Source organism: Microbacterium sp. AK031 (genome assembly GCF_024807145.1).
GTDB lineage: Bacteria > Actinomycetota > Actinomycetes > Actinomycetales > Microbacteriaceae > Microbacterium.
This window is the reverse complement of sequence record NZ_JANUCA010000001.1, coordinates 904,814-927,292: the sequence shown is the minus strand read 5'-3', so window position 1 is coordinate 927,292 and position 22,479 is coordinate 904,814. Positions and strand designations below refer to the sequence as shown.

At 66.1% G+C, this 22,479-nt stretch carries 21 protein-coding genes; 14 read left to right on the top strand and 7 right to left on the bottom strand.

Annotation, left to right across the window (positions count from 1 at the left end; genetic code table 11):
- Positions 1–5: 5 nt before the first annotated feature.
- A complete protein-coding gene (gene lpdA, locus HDC95_RS04445) occupies positions 6–1,379 on the bottom strand; it encodes a dihydrolipoyl dehydrogenase (RefSeq protein ID WP_259062222.1) in 1,374 nt (457 codons plus the stop codon).
- Positions 1,379–2,854: a leucyl aminopeptidase gene (locus HDC95_RS04440; RefSeq protein WP_259061968.1), complete on the bottom strand. Its 1,476-nt coding sequence runs from the start codon at positions 2,852–2,854 to the stop codon at positions 1,379–1,381. The genes lpdA and HDC95_RS04440 overlap by 1 nt, the downstream gene beginning before the upstream one ends.
- 102 nt (positions 2,855–2,956) lie before the next feature.
- Between HDC95_RS04440 and HDC95_RS04435 the strand changes: the two genes are divergently transcribed.
- The 4 genes from HDC95_RS04435 to murJ all read left to right on the top strand — a co-directional run bounded on the left by HDC95_RS04435 (position 2,957) and on the right by murJ (position 7,687).
- The gene (locus HDC95_RS04435) at positions 2,957–3,901 is read left to right on the top strand and encodes a proteasome assembly chaperone family protein (RefSeq protein ID WP_259061966.1); all 945 of its coding nucleotides are present in this window, start codon (positions 2,957–2,959) and stop codon (positions 3,899–3,901) included.
- Positions 3,902–4,083: 182 nt separating this feature from the next.
- Positions 4,084–5,346, top strand: coding sequence for an RNA polymerase sigma factor (locus HDC95_RS04430; RefSeq protein ID WP_259061964.1), 1,263 nt, complete (start codon positions 4,084–4,086; stop codon positions 5,344–5,346).
- The gene (locus HDC95_RS04425) at positions 5,346–6,038 is read left to right on the top strand and encodes a coenzyme F420-0:L-glutamate ligase (RefSeq protein ID WP_259061963.1); all 693 of its coding nucleotides are present in this window, start codon (positions 5,346–5,348) and stop codon (positions 6,036–6,038) included. Before HDC95_RS04430 ends, HDC95_RS04425 begins: the two co-directional genes overlap by 1 nt.
- 59 nt (positions 6,039–6,097) lie before the next feature.
- On the top strand, positions 6,098–7,687 hold the full coding sequence (gene murJ, locus HDC95_RS04420) for a murein biosynthesis integral membrane protein MurJ (RefSeq protein WP_259061962.1): 1,590 nt from the start codon (positions 6,098–6,100) through the stop codon (positions 7,685–7,687).
- Between the two features lie 26 nt (positions 7,688–7,713).
- On the opposite strand, the gene HDC95_RS04415 is transcribed toward murJ, so the two are convergent.
- Entirely contained in the window at positions 7,714–8,748 is a 1,035-nt protein-coding gene (locus HDC95_RS04415) for a sugar-transfer associated ATP-grasp domain-containing protein (RefSeq protein WP_259061961.1), read from the bottom strand.
- Between the two features lie 95 nt (positions 8,749–8,843).
- On the opposite strand from HDC95_RS04415, the gene HDC95_RS04410 reads away from it, so the two are divergent.
- From HDC95_RS04410 to HDC95_RS04400, 3 genes are read left to right on the top strand one after another with little or no spacing between them, the layout of a single operon-like run.
- Complete coding sequence (locus HDC95_RS04410; protein ID WP_259061960.1) at positions 8,844–9,875, top strand: sugar-transfer associated ATP-grasp domain-containing protein; 1,032 nt, start codon at positions 8,844–8,846, stop codon at positions 9,873–9,875.
- Positions 9,872–10,564, top strand: a complete 693-nt coding sequence (locus tag HDC95_RS04405; RefSeq protein ID WP_259061959.1) for an alanine racemase — start codon at positions 9,872–9,874, stop codon at positions 10,562–10,564. Before HDC95_RS04410 ends, HDC95_RS04405 begins: the two co-directional genes overlap by 4 nt.
- Positions 10,564–11,604 (top strand): alanine racemase, encoded by a 1,041-nt coding sequence (locus HDC95_RS04400; protein WP_259061958.1) that lies wholly within the window; start codon positions 10,564–10,566, stop codon positions 11,602–11,604. Before HDC95_RS04405 ends, HDC95_RS04400 begins: the two co-directional genes overlap by 1 nt.
- 25 nt (positions 11,605–11,629) lie before the next feature.
- Here HDC95_RS04400 and HDC95_RS04395 read toward each other — a convergent pair whose 3' ends face one another.
- The gene (locus HDC95_RS04395; protein WP_259061957.1) at positions 11,630–11,848 is read right to left on the bottom strand and encodes a hypothetical protein; all 219 of its coding nucleotides are present in this window, start codon (positions 11,846–11,848) and stop codon (positions 11,630–11,632) included.
- Between the two features lie 184 nt (positions 11,849–12,032).
- On the opposite strand from HDC95_RS04395, the gene HDC95_RS04390 reads away from it, so the two are divergent.
- Together HDC95_RS04390 and HDC95_RS04385 are read left to right on the top strand one after the other, a co-directional pair.
- A complete protein-coding gene (locus tag HDC95_RS04390) occupies positions 12,033–14,111 on the top strand; it encodes a type IIA DNA topoisomerase subunit B (protein ID WP_396652651.1) in 2,079 nt (692 codons plus the stop codon).
- Between the two features lie 156 nt (positions 14,112–14,267).
- Positions 14,268–14,882: an arginase family protein gene (locus HDC95_RS04385; RefSeq protein WP_259061956.1), complete on the top strand. Its 615-nt coding sequence runs from the start codon at positions 14,268–14,270 to the stop codon at positions 14,880–14,882.
- Between the two features lie 32 nt (positions 14,883–14,914).
- Here the strand turns inward: HDC95_RS04385 and HDC95_RS04380 are convergent, their stop codons facing one another.
- Positions 14,915–17,359: a DNA topoisomerase (ATP-hydrolyzing) subunit A gene (locus HDC95_RS04380; protein WP_259061955.1), complete on the bottom strand. Its 2,445-nt coding sequence runs from the start codon at positions 17,357–17,359 to the stop codon at positions 14,915–14,917.
- A 44-nt stretch (positions 17,360–17,403) separates the two neighbouring features.
- Here HDC95_RS04380 and HDC95_RS04375 point away from each other — a divergent pair, with 44 nt between their 5' ends.
- The gene (locus HDC95_RS04375) at positions 17,404–18,531 is read left to right on the top strand and encodes an alkaline phosphatase family protein (protein ID WP_259061954.1); all 1,128 of its coding nucleotides are present in this window, start codon (positions 17,404–17,406) and stop codon (positions 18,529–18,531) included.
- Positions 18,532–18,546: 15 nt separating this feature from the next.
- Here the strand turns inward: HDC95_RS04375 and sepH are convergent, their stop codons facing one another.
- Positions 18,547–19,605, bottom strand: coding sequence for a septation protein SepH (gene sepH / locus HDC95_RS04370; protein ID WP_259061953.1), 1,059 nt, complete (start codon positions 19,603–19,605; stop codon positions 18,547–18,549).
- Between the two features lie 198 nt (positions 19,606–19,803).
- Here sepH and HDC95_RS04365 point away from each other — a divergent pair, with 198 nt between their 5' ends.
- Positions 19,804–20,097, top strand: coding sequence for a DUF4193 domain-containing protein (locus tag HDC95_RS04365; protein WP_033107339.1), 294 nt, complete (start codon positions 19,804–19,806; stop codon positions 20,095–20,097).
- Positions 20,098–20,179: 82 nt separating this feature from the next.
- On the opposite strand, the gene HDC95_RS04360 is transcribed toward HDC95_RS04365, so the two are convergent.
- Complete coding sequence (locus tag HDC95_RS04360; protein WP_259061952.1) at positions 20,180–20,662, bottom strand: DUF3093 domain-containing protein; 483 nt, start codon at positions 20,660–20,662, stop codon at positions 20,180–20,182.
- A 12-nt stretch (positions 20,663–20,674) separates the two neighbouring features.
- On the opposite strand from HDC95_RS04360, the gene dut reads away from it, so the two are divergent.
- Genes dut through HDC95_RS04345 form a run of 3 tightly spaced genes read left to right on the top strand, consistent with a single transcriptional unit; the run spans position 20,675 to position 22,472 of the window.
- On the top strand, positions 20,675–21,148 hold the full coding sequence (gene dut, locus HDC95_RS04355; RefSeq protein WP_259061951.1) for a dUTP diphosphatase: 474 nt from the start codon (positions 20,675–20,677) through the stop codon (positions 21,146–21,148).
- A complete protein-coding gene (locus HDC95_RS04350; protein ID WP_259061950.1) occupies positions 21,145–21,735 on the top strand; it encodes a DUF3710 domain-containing protein in 591 nt (196 codons plus the stop codon). The genes dut and HDC95_RS04350 overlap by 4 nt, the downstream gene beginning before the upstream one ends.
- Positions 21,732–22,472, top strand: coding sequence for a DUF3159 domain-containing protein (locus HDC95_RS04345; RefSeq protein ID WP_259061948.1), 741 nt, complete (start codon positions 21,732–21,734; stop codon positions 22,470–22,472). Before HDC95_RS04350 ends, HDC95_RS04345 begins: the two co-directional genes overlap by 4 nt.
- Positions 22,473–22,479 lie beyond the last annotated feature (7 nt).

The following is a 22,479-nucleotide window of genomic DNA, read 5'->3' as shown; positions in this document are numbered from 1 at the left end:
GGTGTTCAGAGAGCGTGCAGTGGTTTTCCGGCGAGTGCGAGGAATGCCTCGCCCAGGGCTTCGCTCTGCGTGGGGTGCGCGTGGATGAGCGGGGCGATGTCTTCGGGGTGAGCTTCCCAGGCGACGGCCAGCTGACCCTCTGTGATCAGCTCACCCACACGATCGCCGAGAAGATGCACTCCCACCACGGGGCCGTCCTTCAGTCGCACGACCTTGACGAGACCGGTGGTGCCGATTATCTCGCTCTTGCCGTTGCCGGCGAGGTTGTACTCGTACGACACGACAGCGTCCGCGCCGTGCTCCGCGACCGCAGCCTGCTCAGTCACGCCGACCGATGCGACCTCCGGGTTGCAGTACGTGATCTTCGGGATCTGCGATTCGGGGATCGGCGCGGGGGAGAGCCCCGCGATCCGCTCCGCGACGGCGATGCCCTGCAGGAATCCGCGGTGTGCGAGCTGCAGGCCGGGAACGATGTCGCCGACGGCCCACAGGCCGGACACTCCGGTGCGAAGCTCCTCATTCACCGTCACGAAGCCGCGATCCAGCGTGACGCCGGCCTCCTCGAAGCCGAGGTCATCCGTGACAGGGCCTCGTCCGACGGCGACCAGCAGATAGTCGCCGGTGAAGGTCTTGCCGTCCTCCAGCGTCACGGTCACGCTCGAGTCATCCTGAGTCGCCGTCTGGAAACGGGTGCCGAGCGAGTACTGGATGCCGCGCCGACGGAAGGCGCGCTCAAGGCCCTTGCTGAGGGCGATGTCCTCGTTGGGTACCAGGTGCTCCAGCGCCTCGATGATCGTCACCTCGGCGCCGAAAGAGCGCCATACGCTTGCGAACTCCACGCCGATGACGCCGCCGCCGAGCACCAGCACGCGCTCCGGAATCACGTCGAGCGCGAGGGCCTGCTCGCTGGTGATGATGCGTCCGCCGATCTCGAGCCCGGGCAGCGACCGGCTGTATGAGCCGGTGGCGAGCACCACATCAGCGCCGACGTACACATCGTCGCCGACGCGCACACTGCGATCGGCGTCGAGTCGTCCGAGTCCTGCCACCGTGGTGATGCCCCTGGCCTTGATCAGGCCCTCGAGTCCCTTGAACTTCTTGGCGACGATGTTCTCGCGGTAGGTGCGCACTCCTGCGGCGTCGACGCCCTCGAACGTCGCCGACACACCGACGGATGCCGCGTCGCGTACATGCTCTGCGACCTCGGCGGCGTGCAGCAGTGCCTTGGTCGGGATGCAGCCGCGGTGTAGGCAGGTGCCGCCGACCTTGTCCTTCTCGATCAAGGCGACTGACTTGCCGAGTTCGGCCGCGCGAAGAGCCGCGGCATAACCGCCGCTGCCGCCACCGAGTACGACGATGTCGAACGTATGCGTGGTCATCATGCCTCCTGTGCGCGAGCCTCGGCGAACGCGACGAGTGAACGCACCGTCGCACCCGTGGGGCCCTTGTCTGTGAATCCGTACGGTGAGCTGCCGTGCTCGGCTGAGCCGGCGACGTCCAGGTGCACCCAGGGGATGCGCGGGGCGTCGTCCTCGTCGCTCGTGCGACCGATGAAGCGCTGCAGGAAGAGCCCGGCGAACATCGTGCCGCCCGCCCGGTCACTCATGTTGGCGTTGATCATGTCGGCGATGGGCGAGTCGAGCGAGTCCTGCATGTACTCCGGCAGGGGCAGCGGCCAGGCGAGTTCCCCGGCCTGCTCCGACACCGTCAGGTACTCGGCCACGGCCTCGTCGTCGCCCATGACCCCGGTGTGCCGGTGGCCGAGTGCGACGAGCACGGCACCGGTGAGGGTGGCGACGTCGAAGATCACGTCGGGATGCTCGCGGCTCGCGGCGACGAGACCGTCGGCGAGCACGAGGCGTCCTTCGGCATCCGTGTTGAGCACCTCGACCGTCGTGCCGTCCAGCATCCGAAGAACATCTCCCGGGCGCGTCGCCTTGCCGGAGGGCATGTTGTCGGTGATGCACATCCATGCAGTGACGCGTACAGGCAGCTTCAGCGATGCGATCGCGCGCAGCGTGGCGAGCACCGTGGCAGAGCCTGCCATGTCGAACTTCATGCCGACCATGCTCGCTGCGGGCTTGAGCGAGAGTCCGCCGGTGTCGAAGGTGATGCCTTTACCCACGAGTGCGATATGACTGGCGGCGTCGGCCGGGGAGTAGTCGAGCCGGACGACGCGAGGTGGGCGGTCGGAGCCCTGTGCGACGCCGAGCACACCGCCGAAGCCCTGTTCGGCGAGAGCAGCCTCGTCGAGTACATCGACGGTGACGTCGAGACCGGCGACAGCTTCGACCGCGCTCTGCGCGAGTTCAGCCGGGCTCTGCCACTCCGCGGGTACGGAGACGAGATCCTTCACGAGTGCGAGGGCGTCGCCGAGGATCTGGGCACGTGAGACGTCGTCCTCCGAGAGCGAGCCGCTGTGCACGGTCACTTCGCTGGCGCGCGACTTGCCGGGCTTGGCACGATATCCCTCGAAGCGGTATCCGCCGAAGACTGCGCCCTCTGCGGCCTCGGAGGCGAACTGATCGAGATCGCCCGCGAGTCCGAGCGCGATGTGCTCGAATCCGGTCAACGTGCGCAGCGCGGCACCTGCGGCTTCGCGTACCGCCGCACCATCGGGCTTGCTGCCGACGCCGACGACAGCCAACGGCAATGGCGTGAACGACGGCAGATGGACGCGGGCGAATGCAGAAGCGGATCCGGTGAAGCCGATACCCGCGAGCACCTCAGCGAGTCCTGGATAGTCCTCCAGAGCCTCGGGGAACGCTTCTGTGTCCGGGACGACGAGCACTGCTGCGTCGGCAGCGCTCCCGGGGAATCGATTGGCGGTGTGCGAGAGCGCAGGAAGCGTCATGTCTCCATCCTAGGCTCGAAGAGACCGTCGCTCCTCGGATCTGTTCGCTGTGAGCATGACGCAGCCGCCCCTGGCACGACCCGCTGCTCGTAGCATGGGAGCATGCCCGTCTCCGGAGAGCTGTACGAACGCGTCGCCAACGCCCCTGCCGTCCCCAAGGGGCTGCCTCTCGTGATCCTGCTCACCGGATTCACGGATGCCGGAAACGCCGTGTCAGGGCTCATCGACCATCTTCGCGATGTGTCCGATCCACAGCCGGTCATCGTCTTCGACAACGATCTGCTTCTCGACTACCGGGCGCGTCGCCCGATCGTCGTGTTTGAACAGGACCACCTCACGGAGTTCAGGCCGTCGCGACTCGAGCTGTCGCTCGCACACGACACTCTCGGTCAGCAGTTCCTCCTTCTCGCGGGCTACGAACCCGACTTCGCGTGGAATGCGTTCAGCGACAAGGTTCTCGCGCTCGCTGAGGAATTCGACGTCTCCGGCGTCACCTGGGTGCACTCGATCGCCATGCCGGTGCCGCACACGCGTCCGATCAGCACGACGGTCAGCGGCAATCGCAAGGAGATCACGGCGAGCCTTTCCGTCTGGCGCCCGCGTACGCAGGTTCCCGCAACCGCGGGCCATCTGCTCGAGTACCGTTTCGCCGAACGCGGTGACCGGATCGTCGGATTCGTGCTGCTCGTACCCCATTACCTCGCAGAGACCGAGTACCCGGATGCGGTGATCGCCGCCGCCGACCGCGTGATGGGCTCGACTGGGATCGTGCTCACTCTCGACGATCTCCGGGAGAGTCGTGAAGAGTACCTCGGAAAAGTGGACGAGCAGGTCACCGGAAACGACGAGCTTCGTCAGATGGTGGAGACCCTCGAGCACCGCTACGACGCGTACATGGCCGGTCGGAATCCCGAAGACCTGGATCGCTTCGACGAAGGCGGCTTCGATGAGCGGGACCTGCCCAGTGCGGACGAGCTCGCGGCTGAGCTCGAACGTTACCTGGCTACTCGGCGACCGGGTGATGACGACAAGCGTCCGCGACCCTGAGCGGTGCGATCACGAGCGGGTGAGCACCACGGGCGCGAGATGCGTCCGTAGCCTCAATCGTGTGCGATACTGGTAATCCGACCCGTTGTCAATGATCGGCCGCAAGGCTGATGACTTGACAAGGGTCTTACTAGTGTCCGAAATGTCCCGGGGCGGGCGCGCTGCCCCGTGAAAGGCGAAACGTGACTCCTGCCGCGACCAAGAACTCCCGGACGACGAAGACGAAGACCGCAGCCGAGGCTGCCTCGACCGAAGACGTCGAGCCGGAGACGACCGCTGCTGCAAAGACGCCGGCAGCCAAGAAGGCTCCCGCAGCCAAGAAGGCTCCCGCAGCCAAGAAGGCGCCAGTACGGCGCAAGAAGGCCGATGACGTCGTCGAGGAAGACGCTCCCGATGGGGAAGTCGTCGCCGACGACGCTGACGACGACGACAAGAAGCCGGCGTTCACCGAGCCGCTTCCCACCGGCGCGATCGTCCTGACATCCAAGGACGAGGACGACGTCCCGGTCTACTCGACGCAGATCACCGGCGCCACCGCCGACCCTGTCAAGGACTACCTGAAGCAGATCGGAAAGGTCGCGCTCCTGAACGCGGCCGAAGAGGTCGAGCTCGCGATGCGCATCGAGGCCGGTCTGTTCGCCGAGGAGAAGCTGTCGAACATGACCGCGGCGGAGAAGACCAGCCAGCTCGGACTCGACCTGCAATGGGTCGCCCGCGACGGCCACCGCGCGAAGAGCCACCTGCTCGGCGCCAACCTGCGCCTCGTGGTCTCTCTCGCCAAGCGGTACACCGGTCGTGGCATGCAGTTCCTGGACCTCATCCAGGAAGGGAACCTGGGCCTCATTCGTGCGGTCGAGAAGTTCGACTACACCAAGGGCTTCAAGTTCTCCACGTACGCCACCTGGTGGATTCGTCAAGCGATCACCCGCGCCATGGCCGATCAGGCTCGCACGATCCGCATCCCGGTGCACATGGTCGAGGTCATCAACAAGCTCGCCCGTGTACAGCGCCAGATGCTGCAGGACCTCGGTCGCGAACCCACTCCGGAAGAACTCAGCCGTGAGCTCGACATGACGCCGGAAAAGGTCGTCGAGGTGCAGAAGTACGGTCGCGAGCCGATCTCTCTGCACACTCCTCTCGGCGAGGACGGCGACAGCGAGTTCGGTGACCTCATCGAGGACACCGAGGCGGTCGTCCCGGCCGACGCAGTGGGCTTCACGATGCTGCAGCGTCAGCTCGAGCAGCTGCTCGACTCGCTCTCCGAGCGCGAAGCCGGCGTGATTCGCATGCGCTTCGGCCTCGGCGACGGTCAGCCCAAGACCCTCGACCAGATCGGCGACACGTTCGGCGTCACGCGCGAGCGCATCCGCCAGATCGAGTCGAAGACGATGGCGAAGCTGCGCCACCCGAGCCGTTCGCAGTCGCTGCGGGACTACCTCGAGTGATGCAGGCGAACGACGGTAAGGCGCTCGAGACGAGCGTCGACGGCAAGAAGTACGCCCGCATCCCGCTGCGCACGCGCGTCGTCATGCCAGACGACGACATCGACCAGATCGTCACCGAGTACGCGGCCGATGCCGTGCAGCCGGGCGACCTTCTGTTCGTGACCGAGAAGATCGTGGCGATCACCCAGGGGCGCTCGTACCGTCTTGACGAGATCCAGCCTCGAAAGCTCGCGCTGTTCCTGTCGAAGTACGTCACGCGCACGCCGTACGGCATCGGACTCGGCATGCCGGAGACGATGGAGATGGCGCTTCGGGAATGCGGCACGCCGCGCATCCTGCTCGCTGCCGCCGTCGCGGCTTTGACGAAGGCATTCGGCCGTAAGGGCGACTTCTACCGCATAGCCGGCGACAAGGCTCGTGCGATCGACGGTCCGACGACTCACACCATTCCGCCGTACAACGAGGCGGTCGTGCTGGGGCCGAAGAACCCTCGCCAGGTGGCGACTCATCTCAAGTCGCTCATCGGTGGCAAGGCCGACGTCGCAGTCGTAGACATCAACGACCTCGGTGGGAACATCCTGGGCTCGACACTCGACAAGGCCGGCGAACAGCGTCTGGTGCGTATCCTGAAGGACAACCCGCTCGGCCAGGGACGCGAGTCCACCCCGATGGGCATCATCCGCACCGTCTGAGAACGCACCGTCTGACGTCGGATCACTGACGACGGGCGCGGAGGGGAATCACCACACGCATGGGACTCGGTCGCGCCAGCGCCATGATCGCGGCGGGTACGCTCACATCGCGGATCACCGGCCTGCTGCGCACTGTCGTGCTCGTCATCGCGATCAACTCGGTCGGTAGAGCACCTGATGCGTTCGCCGTCGCCAATGCGCTGCCCAACAGCATCTATCAGGTGATCTCAGCCGGAGTGCTCACAGGCGTGATCGTGCCACAGGTGGTGCGCGCTGCAACGCAGAAGGACACCGGGCACGCATTCCTTGCGAAACTGTTGACGCTCGGTGCCTTGATCATGGGCTCCGTCACGATTGTGGCGACGCTGTGCGCCCCGCTGCTGATCGACCTGTACTCGAACTTCGACTCGCCGCAGCAGCACGCGCTTGCCACACAATTCGCGTACTGGTGCATCCCGCAGCTGTTCTTCTACGGCATGTTCGCACTGCTCGGCGAGATCCTCAACGCCCGCAAGATGTTCGCCCCCTATGCTTGGGCGCCGATCGTCAACAACTTCGTCTCCATCGCCGGTTTCGTAGTGTTCATCGTGCTGTTCGGGCAGAACCGCAACACTCTCGACGGGTGGGACGGTTCGATGGTGCTGGTGCTCGCGGGTACCGCGACGCTCGGTGTGGTCGCGCAGACAGTCGTTCTGACGCTGTTCTGGCGACGTGCAGGCATCCCGTTGCGGCTCGACTTCCGTTGGCGGGGCATGGGGCTCGGCCACATGGGCAAGCTCGCGACGTGGACGCTGCTGACGACCTTGATCGGCCAAGCGGTCGGTATCGTCCAGTCGCTCACGATCACGACGGCCTCCGGCGAGCACGCCTCCACAGCGGCTTCTCAATACGCCTGGCTCGTGTACATGCTCCCGTACTCGATGATCATTCTCGCGATCGGGACGCCCTACTTCACTCGGATCAGCGAGCATTCCGCCGCCGAGCGCCACAGTGAACTTCGAGCAGACGTCGGTCAATCGATCAGGATCCTCGGACTCTTCACCGTGATCGCCGCGGCGGCCGTGATCGCAGCAGCAGTCCCGGCCTCTCGCGTCTTCAGCAATACAGCCGAGGACGCGAGTGCGATGGCGCCCGTACTCATCGCCTATCTGGTGAGTCTCGTCCCCATGGGGGTGCTGTTCGTCATCCAGCGGACGTTCTACGCCTACGGCGACGCACGTACTCCGTTCATCTTCACGATCGTCCAAGGAACGTTGGTGCTCGCGTTGACACTCGCCGTCGCTGCGAGCGTCCCGGTGGAGTACCTGGCTGCTGCTGTGGCATTCGTGCAGTCGCTGTCCGGGATCGTGCAGACGGTGATCGCGACGATTCTGCTTCGTCGCAAGATCGGGCCCCTGGGCCTGGGTGCGACATGGTGGGCGCTGTGCCGCTTCGTTCTCATGGCCATCCCGGCCGGAGCTGCGGGATGGGGAGTGTTCGTGCTCTCAGGTGGAGCGGAGGGCTGGATGCTGCAGGGGATGATCTGGGGAGCGCTCGGTTCTGCGCTCATCGGTGCGACGAGCGTGCTGGTCTACATCGGACTGCTTGCCGTGTTCCGTGCGCCCGAACTCACGGTCGCAATCGATACCGTGCGCCGCCGCCGGGGCTGATGACGCCTCGGAGCCGGGCCGGCGGATCAGCGCTTGTCGTCGACCACGTCCGCGCCGATCGCGTCGCGGTAGCGGTAGAGCAGACCGGTGCGGATGCCGGACGCTGAGGGCTTCATCTGGAACACGCTCGAATTGTGGTTCGCTTCGATGAGCGCGGGGCCGTCGGGTGTGATCGCGATGTCCCAGCCGACGTAGGGCACCGTGGGAAGCCGTTTCGCAGCATCGGCGATCATCTCCACCACCTGCGGGTAGAACGGCACCTGAAGGCCCTTGATGGTCGTGCCGGTGGTCGGATGCTGGTGGTAGATGTTCGACTGCTTGTCGACGCCCGGGTACAGGGCGACGCCGTCGTCGTCGAGCATCGTGAACATGCCGCCCGAGGCGAAATTGTCGATCACCGCGCCGTTGCCGATCCGCAGCACGGATGCGATCACGTGCAGTTCGTCCGACGGATCGCGGTACGTGATCATCCGCACGGTGTTCACACTGTCCGGGTACAGCCTGTTCAGGTCTTCGTGCTGCGTCAGCACCTCTTCGAGCAACGTCTGGTCGCGCTCGACGAGCAGTGCACGCCAGGTCGCTACGTCTGAGACCTCGGCAGTGTCGTAGATGCCGATGCCCGCGCCGCCCTCACCGGCGGCCGGCTTGGCGATCACGCGGGGGTGGCGGTCGATGAAGGCGCGCAGGTCCTCGTCGGATGCCGCCGCGGCATCGATCCACTCGCGGCGGGTGAGATCGGCGAAGTCTGCAAGGAAGCGCATCTTGTCGCCGAGGATGACCTTGGAGTCCGGGCCGTTCAGAGTCCGGTTCAGACGGAACGCCTTGGGGTGCGTCATCCATGTCGCACGCTCGCGGGCATTCAGGATGCGGATGTCCCACACGGCGTAGTCGCGGAAGCCCATCTCGTAACGGACCGAGCACCACAGCATGTCGGCGATGATGACGGGGAGAGGTGCCTTCGACACCTTCTTCACCTGGTGCGCCAGCTCGATCAGCTGCGTCGGATTGAGCCGCCGAGCCCGGTCGAGAAGATACCGGACACGCAACCGCTTCTGATCCACCGACCCAGGCTAACACGCAGGTGTCCACGGTCCCGGGCAGGTGGAGCGAGTAGCATGAGTCGTTCTGACATGCCCCTGCCGAAAGGTCTTTCCTCTTGTCTCGAGACGTCGCACTCACTGCGCGCCTGAAGTACCTCCTGAGGCGCCTCACCTCGTTCGATCCGCGACGAGTATGGGCGTTCGCGACTCAGATCGCGAAGGAGCAGGGCAAGTGGGCGCCGAAGGTCTTCGTCGACATGCTCGTCTGGGCGGCCTTTCACGACACGGCATACATCGACTACTACGAGGCCGACTTCGCGCTGCTGACGAAGAGCGAGCGGAAGACATTCATGACCTCGCTGATCCAGCATCATCTGGCGCAGGCGCTCAACGACCGCACGGACGTGCTGCAGTTCGAGAACAAGATCACCTTCAACCGCCGCTTCACCGAGTATCTCGGCCGCGAGTGGCTCGACCTCGATGAGGTGGATGCCGACGGCCTGCGCGCCTTCGCCGAGAAGAACCCGGTGTTCATCGCGAAGACTCCTGTCGGCCGCGAGGGCAAAGGCGTCTTCCGGTACGAGGCGTCAGAGGTCACTGACTGGAACGCGTTCCGCGACGAACTCCGGGACAAGGGACAGCGGCTCATCGAACAGCGCATCGAGCAGCATCCTTACCTCTCCGAGTACTGCGAGGGCACAGTGAACACGACACGTGTCGCGACGTTCTTCGACGGTACGAAGGTGCACGTGCTGATGGCCGCGCAGAAGTTCGGTCGCGGTGCGGTGAGCGATCAGTTCACCTGGGGCGGGTTCTTCACGATGATCGACGAGAACGGAAAGTCGTTCGGGCCAGGGCACACCGGCAAGCACAAGTCGCGCTACGAGACGCACCCTGACTCGGGCAAGTCGATCGTCGAGTTCGAGGTGCCGATGTGGGACCGCGTGGTCGACCTCGTCACTCGCGCTGCCAAGGAAGTGCCCACCGTGCCGTACATCGGTTGGGACGTCGCCGTCGGCCCCGACGGTCCCATGCTGATCGAGGGCAACTGGACACCGGGGCTCTACGAGACCAGGGTCAGTGCCACCGGCATCCGCACCGGCAGCCGAGCGAGGCACCGTCCGGTGATCGAGGCCAGCAGGCGGTGACACCGACCAGGAGCCTTCCGCGCGCACTCGTCTCGGCGGGAGCGCTGCGCGAGGGCGCGGGCGAGGCCGCCGCCCGCGGTGGCGAACTGGCCGATCTGCGCGGCGACGCTCTCGGACACGGCGTGCTTCAGGCCGCCGCTGTGGTGCGTGATGCCGGCGTGCATACCGTCCTCGTCGACGATGCCGACATCGCCGATCTCGTGCGTGGCCATGGCCTCCACGCCGTCACGTCGGGAGAAGCAGACGTCGACAGCAGCGTGCTCTATGGCCTTCCGGGTTCTGGAACGACGCCCGCGATGCAGCTTGTGGGGCGGATCGTCTCGACCAAGCCGCTGCGAGCCGGTGAGGCGGTCTCCTACGGTTATCTCCATCGAGCCTCCGCCGACACCACGGTGGCACTGGTCACCGGCGGCTATGCGCAGGGGATCGTCCGCGCACTCGGCAACTCCGCGTACGTCGAGATCGACGGCGCGCTGCGACCGATCGTGGGACGTGTGGCGATGGACGTGTGCGTGGTCGATCTTCAGGACTCGGCTGCCGATGTCGCCACGGGTGCGGACGTCGTCTATTTCGGCGGCAGCGGCGTCGCCTGTGATGCACTGGCGGACTGGGCCGATGTCACAGGGCTCGGCATCGCCGAACTCATCACCGTCGCCGGATCCAAGGCGGTGCGCGAATGGACGCGTTGATGACCCCGACACTCGAGATCTCGCGCACGCGGTTCCTGCAGAATCTCGCTGCAGTGCAGGATCGAATCGCTCCCGCGCAACTCATGCTCGCGATGAAGGACGACGCGTACGGCCACGGCGTGGAATGGGCCGCCTCAGCGGCGGTCGGCGCAGCGCAGCCGGTCGATTCTTTCGGCGGTTATGACGTGCACACATCATTGCGCATCCGCGAGCAGACAGGCCGGGCGACAGTGTTCGCCTGGGCGGATTCGAGCGATGATGAGATCGAGCAGGCACTTGCAGTTGGCATAGAGCTTGGCGTGGGGGCATCGGATTATCTGCGTCGCGTCATCGAGATGTCCGGTCGGCTCAGGATCACCGCGCGCATTCATCTGAAGATCGATACCGGGCTGCACCGTAACGGAATCCGCCCGGAGGACTGGCCACGGGTGATCGCCGATGCAATGGCCGCGCAGCGTGCGGGACTGATCGAAGTGGTCGGGGTGTGGAGTCACCTGGCCGAGGCGAGCGACGCGGAGGATGACGAGGCCGCCCGCGAGTTCCGCAGCGCGGTCGACGTGCTGCGTGCGGCCGGCGGTACACCTCGGGCGCTGCACCTGACCGCCTCTGCAGCGTCATGGTGGCGCCCGGAGCTGCGCGGCACAGTGTGCCGGATCGGTGCGTTCTGCTACGGCATCCGATCAGCCGACGGACCGGAGATCCCGGGCATCACGCCGATCGCGGCGTTGCGTGCGCGGGTGATCGAGGAGCGCGGCGACGACGTGCTGATAGGGGTCGGGGCGCTGCACGGTCTGCCGTCCACCCTTGCCGGCGCGATGATCGGCACACCCGGTGGTGTACGTGAGATCGTGCGGATCGACGCGACCAGTACCCTCGTGCGGGGCTGGTCCGGTGCGCGGGTCGGTGAGCCGACGACCGTGTTCGGTCCAGGGGAGCAGGGCGAATCGGATGCCACGAGGCTCGCCGAGCGGATCGGCACCGTCGGCGAAGAGATCGTCACCCGCCTCACCGCTGGGGTGCGACGGGTGATCGGGGACTGACGAATCAGTCGTACGACGAGCTGTGTCAGACAGCGTCGACGAGACGCGCGGTCTCATCGTGCCAGGAGGTGGCGACGTCGCGAAGCTTCTCCTCGTACTTGCGGCCGTGGTGGGCGCAGAAGAGTAGTTCGGAGCCGTTGACCTCAGCGGCGATGTAGGCCTGTGCGCCACATGAGTCGCAGCGGTCCATCGCGGTCAGACGGTACTCGACTGTGGAGGGCTCACGTTCGGTTGTAGCGTTCATCTCGGTGCCTCCTCGGGTATCGGCATCTCCAGTGGGGAATGTGCTCAATACAACCACGGCTGGCTGATAGTCATGCCCGATAGTCGGCGTGTTTCGCTCAGCGCGTACGCCGGGCCCACCTGAGTGGCTCTGCAGGGGAGTGTCTGCAGGGCTGGGCGCTTCCTCACGAATAGAATCGAGGATTGTGACCGCTGAGTATTCCGCCCATCATCTTCAGGTTCTCGAAGGCCTTGAAGCGGTTCGCAAGCGCCCGGGTATGTATATCGGGTCGAACGGCTCGCCCGGTCTCATGCACTGCCTGTGGGAGATCATCGACAATTCCGTCGATGAGGCCGTCGCGGGCAACGGCACGCGCATCGATGTCATCCTGCATGCAGACGGCAGTGTCGAGGTGCATGACCGGGGCCGCGGCATTCCCGTAGACATCGAACCGCGCACCGGACTGACCGGCGTCGAGGTGGTCTATACCAAGCTGCACGCCGGCGGAAAATTCGGCGGCGGTTCATACGCGGCATCCGGTGGCCTTCATGGTGTCGGCGCATCCGTCGTGAACGCCCTCTCCGAGCGACTCGACGTCGAGGTCGACCGCGGCGGAAAGACCTATGCGATGTCGTTCCACCGCGGCGAGCCCGGAAATTTCAAGGACTCGGGGGAGAAGCGTCCTGATGCGCCGTTCTCGCCGTTCGAGAAGAGCAGCGAACTGCGCATCGCAGGCAAGGCTCCACGCGGCGTCACCGGAACACGAGTGCGTTACTGGGCTGATCGTCAGATCTTCACGAAGGATGCCGCCTTCCAGCTCGGAGAGCTCGAGAACCGCGCGCGCCAGACCGCATTCCTCGTCCCCGGACTCGAGATCGTCGTGCGCGACGAGCGTGGCGAGGAGAGCGCAGAGACGTCGTATCGTTACGACGGCGGCATCGCGGAATTCGTCGATTATCTGGCCGTAGATGCGCCGATCACCGACACCTGGCGCATTCAGGGCACCGGATCCTTCAAGGAGACGGTACCCGTGCTGCAGGCGAACGGCCACATGACGTCGCAGGAGGTCGAACGCGAGTGCCGCGTCGATATCGCGATGCGCTGGGGAACCGGCTACGAGACCGTCACGCGATCGTTCGTGAACATCATCGCGACGCCCAAGGGGGGCACGCACCAGCAAGGGTTCGAGCAGGAGCTGCTCAAGGTGCTGCGCGCCCAGGTCGAGCAGAATTCCCGTCGCCTCAAGGTCGGGAACGACAAAGTCGAGAAGGATGACGTTCTCGCCGGCCTCACGGCTGTGCTCACCGTCGAGGTGCCCGAACCGCAGTTCGAGGGCCAGACGAAGGAGGTGCTCGGCACACCAGCCGTGCGCCAGGTCGTGGCTCAGGTGCTCCGCAAGGAGCTCGGTGCGCGCTTCGCGTCGACGAAGCGCGACGACAAGAACCAGGCGAGCCAGCTGCTGGACAAGGTCGTCTCCGAGATGAAGGCGCGCGTCTCCGCTCGCGCGCACAAGGAGACCCAGCGACGCAAGAATGCTCTGGAGTCGTCGTCGCTTCCGATCAAGCTCGTGGACTGCCGATCGAACGACGTCTCGCGCAGCGAGCTCTTCATCGTCGAGGGCGACTCCGCGCTGGGAACGGCGCGTCGGGCTCGCGACAGTGAGATCCAGGCGCTGCTGCCGATTCGCGGCAAGATCCTCAATGTGCAGCGTGCATCCATCGGCGACATGCTCTCGAACGCGGAGTGCGCGGCGATCATCCAGACGATCGGCGCCGGTTCCGGCCGCACGTTCGACATCGGCGCTGCGCGCTACGGCAAGATCATCCTGATGAGCGACGCCGACGTCGACGGCGCGCACATCCGCACCCTGCTGCTCACGCTGTTCTTCCGATACATGCGTCCGCTGATCGAAGAGGGACGCGTGTTCGCGGCAGTGCCACCGCTGCACCGGGTCATCGTGATGAACCCCGGTTCGAAGCCCAACGAGACGATCTACACCTACAGCGAGCAGGAACTGCACGCGCTGCTCACGAAGCTCCGCAAGGCGAACAAGCGCTGGCATGAGCCGATCCAGCGCTACAAGGGCCTCGGTGAGATGGATGCCGATCAGCTGGCGAACACGACGATGGACCGCGGCGGGCGGCTGCTGCGCCGCGTGCGCATGGAGGATGGCGAGGCCGCAGGCCGGGTGTTCGAACTGCTGATGGGCAATGAGGTCGCGCCTCGCCGGGAGTTCATCGTCGACTCGTCAGATCAGCTCTCACGGGAGTCGATCGACGCGTGACGTCGAGTAGCCGAGCCGTACAAGACGCCGCGGGGGACGCTGACCCCGTGATCGCCATCATCTCCGCCCCGTCGAATCTCGGACTCAGGCCACCGCAGCCCGGCGCGGTACCCGGCACAGCCAAGGCGCCGGAGGCGCTGCGCGAGGCCGGATTGCATGAGGCGCTGCACGGACTGGGTGCCGTCGACTGGGGCGTCGTGCTGCTCGGTCGCTACGTCGACGACGGCGGACAGCGGCCGCAGGCACCGTGCGCAATCAGGGCGCGATCATCTAAGCCTCGCAGGTGAAGACCTCGCATCCGCCATCGGGCATCATCCTCCTGAGATCGCCGACATCGACGGGCTCGGTCCGTACTTCGAGGCGCAGGCGACAGCGCACATCGGCTGCCGACCGGAGGATGAGCACGTCGCGGAGATGTCGGATCTGATCGGTCTGACGGTCCCGGCCGCGCGGGTGATCCTGCACGGTGGTGTGCGCGCAGCCGCGCAGATCCTCACTGCACCCGGTCTGGAACGTGGATTCTGGCTTCACGTCGATGTGGACGTGCTCGACCCGGAGCACATGCCCGCTGTCGACAGCCCGGATCCGGGAGGGCTGGCTCCCGACGAGCTCATCGCATTGCTCCGCGGCCTCGCTCCCCGCGCGTGGGGCGCCTCGGTGACCGTGTTCGACCCGGACCTGGACTCGGACGGCGCGTACGCCGAGACGGTCGCACGGGCCGTCGAAGAATGCCTCGGTGAGCTCGGAAGAGACGCGTTCGAGTCCCGCTGACGCCCGTCAGCCGATGAGATCTCGGGGCAGAGTCAGATGACGGGGCGACCGATCGAGCCGATCACGCCGTCGATCAGCTGACCGGAGGCGTCGCGCTTGGCGGGAGTCTCCGGAAGCTTGCGCACGGCACCGTCGGTTCCCACTGCATAGGCAGGTACGGCACCGGCCCACGCCACGGTGAGGCGATCCTCGCCCCTGAGGAACGAATGTGCGCGCACACCGCCGGTCCCTCGTCCCTTGGCAGGGAACTCGGCGAAGGCGGAGACCTTGGCGCGTCCGGCATCCGTTCCGGGGATCACGCCGTCGGCGCCGGATACCGTGGCGACGGTCACGTCGTCCGTCGCAGGCGTCGCTCCGAAGAAGAGCACCGCTGCGCCGGAGCCGAGTTTGATGCCCGCCATGCCCCCGGCGGCCGCGCCCTGCGGACGCACCGCGGATGCGGCGAAATGGAGCAGCTGTGCGTCGGTGGTGATGAAGACCAGTTCGACGTCGTCTGCAGCCTCGGCCGCGCCGACCAGCGTGTCACCGGGCTTGAGGGAGATGACCTCGATCTCGGGGCGCACTGGCAGGCCGGAGGGCACGATGCGCTTGACCGTTCCCTGAGCCGTACCCAGCGCGACGGGCGCGTCGGAGGACAGATCCACCAGCGCCAGCACCTTCTCCGAACGCGAGGTGATGCCTAGGTAATCGCGCAGCGGGGTGCCGGCGGCGAGCTGCACCGACGAGCCGGGAACGGAGGGTAGATCGACGGGGGAGAAGCGCAGCAGTCGGCCAGCGGTCGTGATGGCGCCGGCTTCTCCACGAACCGTGGTCGTCGTCGTCGAGAGGATCGCGTCGTGTTTGCTGCGCCGTGCCGGCCTCGTAAGCTCCTGCCCTTCGGCGAGGTCGACGCGCACCGCGCGTCCGGTCGTGGAAAGAGCCAGGATGGTCGGCGCATCGGCGATCTGCAGATCGACCTCGCCGGGCTTTGCGCGGCGCGGCGCTGCCGGCTTGCCGTTCATCAGCAGCGTGCGCCGGGGCGTGCCATAGGCCTCTGCGACGGCATCCAGTTCCTTGGCCACCTGCGCCCGCAGCAGTGCGTCGCTGCCGAGAAGCTCGCGGAGCTGGGCGATCTCCGTCAACAGCGCGTCGCGTTCGGTCTCCAGCTCGACGCGGGAGAACTTCGTCAGTCGGCGAAGGCGAAGCTCGAGGATGTACTCGGCCTGCGCTTCTGAGAGATCGAACACCGTCCGCAGGCGCGAGCGCGCTTGCTCGGAGTCATCCGAGGTGCGGATGACCTGGATGACCTCGTCGATGTCGAGGATCGCGACGAGCAGGCCCTCCACGAGGTGCAGACGTTCTTCGCGACGAGCGAGCCGATACCGGCTGCGCCGCGTGATGACCTCGAGCCGGTGCCCCACGTAGACGCTGAGCATCTCTCGGAGTCCGAGCGTGCGTGGCTGCCCCTCGACGAGCGCGACATTGTTGATGTTGAACGAGTCTTCCAGCGGCGTCAGACGGTACAGCTGTTCGAGCACGGCGTTCGGATCGAAGCCGGTCTTGATGCCGATCGCGACGCGCAGGCCGTGCTGACGGTCGGTGAGGTCGTTGACGTCGCTGATGCCCTGCAGCTTCTTCGCCTGCACGGCATCACGGATCTTCTCGATCAGTCGCTCCGGGCCGACCATGTACGGCAGCTCTGTGACGATGATGCCGGTGCGACGGGGGCCTATCGACTCGACCGAGACCTTGCCACGGACCTTGAAAGCACCGCGGCCGTTCGCATAGGCGTCTTTGATGCCGTCCAGCCCCATGATGATGCCGCCGGAGGGGAAATCGGGGCCTGGGACGAACTCCATGAGCTCGTCGAGGGTGGCCTCCGGGTTCTCCAGCAGATGAACGGCTGCCGCGACGACTTCGATCAGGTTGTGCGGCGCCATGTTCGTCGCCATACCCACGGCGATGCCGCTGGCGCCGTTGACCAGAAGATTGGGGAACGCGGCGGGCAGCACGGCGGGCTGCTGGAACTGCCCGTCGTAGTTCGGGACGAAGTCGACGACGTCTTCGTCGAGGTTCTCGGTCAGGGCGAGTGAGGCCGGCGCGAGGCGGGCCTCGGTGTAGCGCGATGCGGCCGGACCGTCGTCGAGCGAGCCGAAGTTGCCGTGGCCGTCGACGAGCGGAACGCGAAGTGCGAAGTCCTGCGAGAGGCGCACGAGTGCGTCGTAGATCGCGGAGTCGCCGTGCGGGTGCAGCTTTCCCATCACCTCACCGACGACGCGGGCGCTCTTGACATGGCCACGGTCGGGGCGCAGCCCCATCTCCGCCATCTGATAAAGGATGCGGCGCTGCACGGGCTTGAGCCCGTCGCGGGCGTCCGGGAGCGCGCGGGAGTAGATCACCGAGTAGGCGTACTCGAGGAATGATCCCTGCATCTCGGTGGACAGATCGATGTCCTGGATGCGCTCCTCGACGGGCTCGGCGGATTCGGTGCGGGGCATGGACTTCCTGGGGACGATGCTGGGCCTGTGAAAGACTGGCTCGGATGTCTCTGATTCTACCGTCCGCACCGACGCCCGCCCGGAGCCTGACCGGGGTGGCGAGCGACTTGCTCGCGGCGATCGAGGGCGCGGCCGGGCCGCTGAGACCCGCTCGTTCCGTCGTCCTCGTCATCATCGACGGACTCGGAGCCATCCAGCTGCGCGGACACGCGGGTCACGCTCGTCATCTCATGGCAGGGCTGGGTAAGAAGGACGTCGCCTACTCGGTGTTTCCGACGACCACTGCGGCTGCACTGACCAGCATCCTCACGGGCGTCGCGCCAGGCGCACATGGACTGGTGGGGTACCGCGTGCTGGATCGGGAGCACGACAGGCTCGTGAATCAACTCTCCGGATGGGAGAGCGATGGCATCGATCCGATCGTCTGGCAGCCGGCGCCGACGGTGTTCGAGAGGGCCCTCGCAGCGGGGCATGCCGCCTTCGCGGTCGGCGTCGCTGCATACGCTCGCAGCGGCTTCACAAGGGCGACCCTGCGAGGCGCGACATTCGTCGCAGCGAAGACCCCCGCCGAACGGGTCGCCGTCGCCTATCAGCTCGCCGCTGACTACGCGGGCTCACTCGTGTACTGCTACCTGCCGGAGATCGACAAGGCCGGGCACAAGCACGGCGTCGACTCCACGGAATGGATCACTGCGCTTGAAGAGATCGATGGGGCGCTCTCGGTGATCCCGCCGCGCCATGTCGGTGTGCTCGTCACGGCGGATCACGGCATGATCGACGTGCCTGCTCATCGGCACGTGGTGCTCGACGATGGCGACCCTCGCTTCGATGGCGTGCGCCACATCGGGGGAGAGCCGCGCATGCTGCACGTATATCTGGAGGCGGATGCCGACGCAGCGGCCGTCACGGAGCGATGGCGTGTCGCGAGCGAGGGCGATGCCGATGTGCTCAGCAGGGCGGAGGCCGTGGCTGCCGGCCTGTTCGGAGCGTTGGTGACGCCCGCAGCCCTCACTCGAATCGGTGACCTCGTGGTGATCGCCAAGGGCAACAAGGCGTTCTACGACGGGACGGACGAGGACCAGCGTGCACGCGGGATGATCGGCCAGCACGGCGCGATCTCTCCGGAGGAGCGACAGGTGCCGTACATCCGGCGCGGGGCGTTCGCCGACTGAGTGGTCGCGATCCCGTCAGTCGTCTGTTCGGGCTCCGAAGACGATCTCGTCCCAGGACGGCATGGCGTTGCGCCGACGACGACGACCGGTGCTCTCAGGATTCGAATCCTCCGGTGCACGCTCAGACGTACGCGCCGGCTTCTGCTCCACATACTCCGGTTCGAGAGACTCGAACAGCGCGATCGGACCTGAGTCGTCCGTCCGCTCGGAATGCGACGACGGTTCGTCATCCAGCAGTGGTGCGCTCTCGCGCTGGCCACGGCGTCGACGCAGGGCCTCGAGCAGATCGGCTGTCTCCGCGCTGGTGACCGAATCGTCTGGCGCGCGCTTGATCGCGGCCGCCTGAGCGGCGGCATTGGAGCGTTCAGGCTGTGTCGGCTCTTCGACATCGGCGTCCGGTGCGGGCAGCAGCCTCGGCCCGAACGCACCGGAGTCGAAGCGGCTGTCGTCTTTGTACGGAGACTCTGCGCGGTCGCTGTCGACGGCACGCAGACGGGGGATCAGCCCTTCGGGCAGCGATCCCTGACGCGACAGCTGTGTGGCATCCGCGTTCAGCGGCGACAGTGCGCTGCGGCGGGGGTCGAACGACCAGCGCGCGTCGTGCGAGACGTCGTTGGCTTCGAACTCGAGCTTGACGATCCAGCCGGAATCGTCCTTCCAGCTCGCCCAGCGCTCTGTCGATGCCTGCAGGTCTGCGAGCTTGGCGTGGATCGCGACGCCGAAGGTGGGCTGCGCATCCGGCTCGACCTCACTGCCGATGAGGACGGGGACGGCGAGCGCCTGGCCGATGATGTGTTCGCGCTCCGCGAGGACTGGTCCTTCGAATCGGGCGACGTCATCGACGCTGATGCCGAGCAGCTCGGCGACCTCGGCGGCGGAGAGTCCGGAACGGACATGCGCCTGAATCTCACGAGGGCTCACGCTGACTTTCGGCGCATCTTCCGCGTCCCGGCGGCGCGCGCGACGGATCTCGCGTTGCAGAACGTCGTCGATGGCGAGCGCGAATCGCTCGCCGGAACCGGTGGCGAGGATCAGCAGGTCGTCTTCGGTGCCGACGATAGTGACGTTTTCCATGCGAATGCCCCTCTGATGGGTTTCCGATCATGGTGTCACGGCGACACCGTGAGAGCCGGGAATACGCTGGGCGTGCCGTGAGTTTGATCTGTCGCGCGTGGGGGCATTTGCTTATTGTCTCTGCGTCGTGCAAACTATGCCCGCCGCGTACCCGACGGCGCACCGCCCACTAGCACCATGAAAGTGGAGATCTACCGCATGGCAACCGACTACGACGCCCCCCGAAAGAGCGAAGACGACTCCGAGTCGATCGAAGCCCTCAAGGAGCGTGTGCCGGACAAACTGTCTGGCACGACCGGTGACGAGGACTCCGACAACCCGTCGAGTTTCGACCTCCCGGGTGCCGACCTCTCCGACCTTGAACTCGATGTCGTCGTGCTGCCAGCGCAGCAGGACGAGTTCACCTGCATGAGCTGCTTCCTCGTGAAGCATCGCTCGCAGCTCGATCACGAAGGCGCAGAAGGTCCGATCTGCAAGGAGTGCGCTGCCTGACCACAGACGCACCGCGTTCACGCGCCCCGGCCGGATGGCTTGGGGCGCGTTGTCGTTCCCTCACCCGTCGATCATGCGCGCATCAGGCGTTCGCTGATGCGGCGACCTGTGCATCGCGGATGGCCGCCAGCAGCCGATCCGGCGTGCGCGTGGAGATGGTCCAGCCGGTCACAGGATCGTTCGGATCGGTGTTCTGGATGACCACCACGCCGTCGATTCCTCCGCGGATCAGATGCCATCCGCGCGCAGGCAGCGCTGTGCCTCGGGCTTCACGTGCGTCGTCGCCCATCAGAGCAACGCCGGTGCCGAGCCAGCGGGCATCGATATGCGCTTTGCCGGCGCGCAGCTCCGTGCCGGTCACGCGCACGGCAGGAGATGCGGCGATGAGGCCCACGATCAGCACCACTGCTGCTGCTACGCCGATGAGCAGCGCGGGCAGCGATCCCAGCGGAGTGAAGGTCAGCGCCACCATGGGGCCGGCCACCGCCGCGGTCACGAGCAGCCACAGGCTCGGCGAAAGACGTTCGCGATAGCGAACGAGCGTGTCAGGTGTGGGGTTCTGCATTAGCCTCGTGGGGTGAGCGATTCCGTTGATCTCCCCATTATCGCGTCTGTGCTGCCGCACTACGCCCATCCGGGTGATGCCGGCGCCGATCTTGTCGCTGCCGAGGCTGTGCACCTCGAGCCGGGAGAACGTGCCCTCGTGCCCACCGGCGTCCGTATCGCACTGCCCGACGGCTACGCCGCGTTCGTGGTGCCGCGCAGCGGTCTCGCTGCCAAGCACGGGATCACGATCGTCAATTCCCCTGGCACCGTGGATGCCGGCTATCGGGGCGAGATCAAGGTGAGCCTGCTCAACACAGACAGTTCGAGCGCGTACGATGTGGCGGTCGGGGACCGGATAGCCCAACTGATCCTCATGCCGGTGACGCGTGCGAACTTCATCCCGGTCGACGAGCTTCCGGAGAGCGCGCGCGGTGCGAGCGGATTCGGATCCACTGGGTATCAGGCACCGGAGCAGGTCGCCGAACAGGCAGGAACAAGCAGATGACTGAAGAGATCACCCAGCCGACTTCGAAGTCGGCGCCATCGAACCGCTCCACTGAGGGCCCGTTCGATGAATCGGAGGCGAATCCGATCCGTCCGTACATCGATCTCGGCGGAATCAAGATCCTTCCGCGCGAGGGTCTGAATCTCCGTCTCGAGGTCGAAGAGCAGACGAAGCGTATCGTCGCCGTCGGGCTCGACTACGCGGACTCCTCGCTCCAGGTGCAGCCCTTCGCGGCTCCGCGGACACTGGGTCTCTGGCACGAGACACGGATGCAGCTGGTCGATCAGGTCCGCCAGCAGGGCGGACGCGTCGAGGAGCGGGAGGGGCCGCTCGGCAAGGAGCTGCTCGCCGAGGTGCCCAGCCCCGCGTCCGAAGGTTCAGAGCTGCGGCTGGCACGATTCGTCGGCGTCGACGGCCCGCGCTGGTTCCTTCGCGGCGTCATCGGCGGCGCCGCGGCATCGGATCCGGAGGCAGCTGCTCAGATCGAGGATCTGTTCCGTTCGATCGTCGTGGTTCGCGGAGGCGCACCGATGCCGCCGCGCGACCTGATCCCGCTGAAGATGCCGGCGACGCCGGGATCCGCGTGAGCAGCGAGAAGCGCGAAGGCGACGAGGCACGCGAGCAGAACACCCCGGAGCTGCTCGGCTCCGCGCTCGGTGGAGCTGCCCGCAAAGCCGGGCTGGATCCGACTCGGGACGCCAGCACGCAGAAGGTCGTCTGGTCGGCCATCGGCGGATGGCGCGGCGTGCTGGAATCCGTACTGCCGAGCCTCGCATTCGTCGTTGTGTTCACGGTGCAGCCTGAGCCGCTCATCCTCGCGCTCGGCGTCTCCGTCGGTCTCGCCGCAGTGTTCACCATCGTGCGACTGGTGCAGAAGTCGCCGCCGTCTGCGGCGCTGGGCGGGCTGATCGCCGCCGGTGCGGCCGCAGCTCTCGCACTGTGGACCGGTCGCGGCGCCGACAACTTCGTGCCCGGCCTCGTCACGAACGCCGTGTACGGCACCGTCTTCCTCGTGTCCGCCCTGATCGGATGGTCGCTGATCGGCATCGCCGCGGGGTTCCTCATGGGGGAGGCCACGGCCTGGCGTGCGGACAAGCGCAAGCGTCGCGCGTTCACTCTGCTCGGCATCGCTTGGGCCGCGCTGTTCTTCGCGCGGCTGGCGGTGCAGCTGCCGCTCTACCTGTCGGACCAGGTGACAGCGCTGGGCACGCTCAAGCTCATCATGGGGCTGCCGCTGTTCGCCCCGTTGATCGCGGTCACCTGGCTTGTCGTGCGGGCGCTCTACCCCCGCGAGTCGCCGCAGTCAACAGCATCCCGTTCGTGATAGATTT

What these genes read in the sequence shown, in the direction of transcription:
- HDC95_RS04380 (WP_259061955.1), bottom strand. Translation starts at nt 17,359, where the DNA reads ATGCCCCGCACCGAATCCGCCGAGCCCGTCGAGGAGCGCATCCAGGAC.
- HDC95_RS04400 (WP_259061958.1), top strand. Translation starts at nt 10,564, where the DNA reads ATGACCCCGACACTCGAGATCTCGCGCACGCGGTTCCTGCAGAATCTC.
- HDC95_RS04385 (WP_259061956.1), top strand. Translation starts at nt 14,268, where the DNA reads ATGAGGCGCTGCACGGACTGGGTGCCGTCGACTGGGGCGTCGTGCTGC.
- HDC95_RS04395 (WP_259061957.1), bottom strand. Translation starts at nt 11,848, where the DNA reads ATGAACGCTACAACCGAACGTGAGCCCTCCACAGTCGAGTACCGTCTG.
- HDC95_RS04360 (WP_259061952.1), bottom strand. Translation starts at nt 20,662, where the DNA reads ATGCAGAACCCCACACCTGACACGCTCGTTCGCTATCGCGAACGTCTT.
- lpdA (WP_259062222.1), bottom strand. Translation starts at nt 1,379, where the DNA reads ATGACCACGCATACGTTCGACATCGTCGTACTCGGTGGCGGCAGCGGC.
- murJ (WP_259061962.1), top strand. Translation starts at nt 6,098, where the DNA reads ATGGGACTCGGTCGCGCCAGCGCCATGATCGCGGCGGGTACGCTCACA.
- HDC95_RS04440 (WP_259061968.1), bottom strand. Translation starts at nt 2,854, where the DNA reads ATGACGCTTCCTGCGCTCTCGCACACCGCCAATCGATTCCCCGGGAGC.
- HDC95_RS04435 (WP_259061966.1), top strand. Translation starts at nt 2,957, where the DNA reads ATGCCCGTCTCCGGAGAGCTGTACGAACGCGTCGCCAACGCCCCTGCC.
- HDC95_RS04350 (WP_259061950.1), top strand. Translation starts at nt 21,145, where the DNA reads ATGACTGAAGAGATCACCCAGCCGACTTCGAAGTCGGCGCCATCGAAC.
- sepH (WP_259061953.1), bottom strand. Translation starts at nt 19,605, where the DNA reads ATGGAAAACGTCACTATCGTCGGCACCGAAGACGACCTGCTGATCCTC.
- HDC95_RS04375 (WP_259061954.1), top strand. Translation starts at nt 17,404, where the DNA reads ATGTCTCTGATTCTACCGTCCGCACCGACGCCCGCCCGGAGCCTGACC.
- HDC95_RS04425 (WP_259061963.1), top strand. Translation starts at nt 5,346, where the DNA reads ATGCAGGCGAACGACGGTAAGGCGCTCGAGACGAGCGTCGACGGCAAG.
- HDC95_RS04365 (WP_033107339.1), top strand. Translation starts at nt 19,804, where the DNA reads ATGGCAACCGACTACGACGCCCCCCGAAAGAGCGAAGACGACTCCGAG.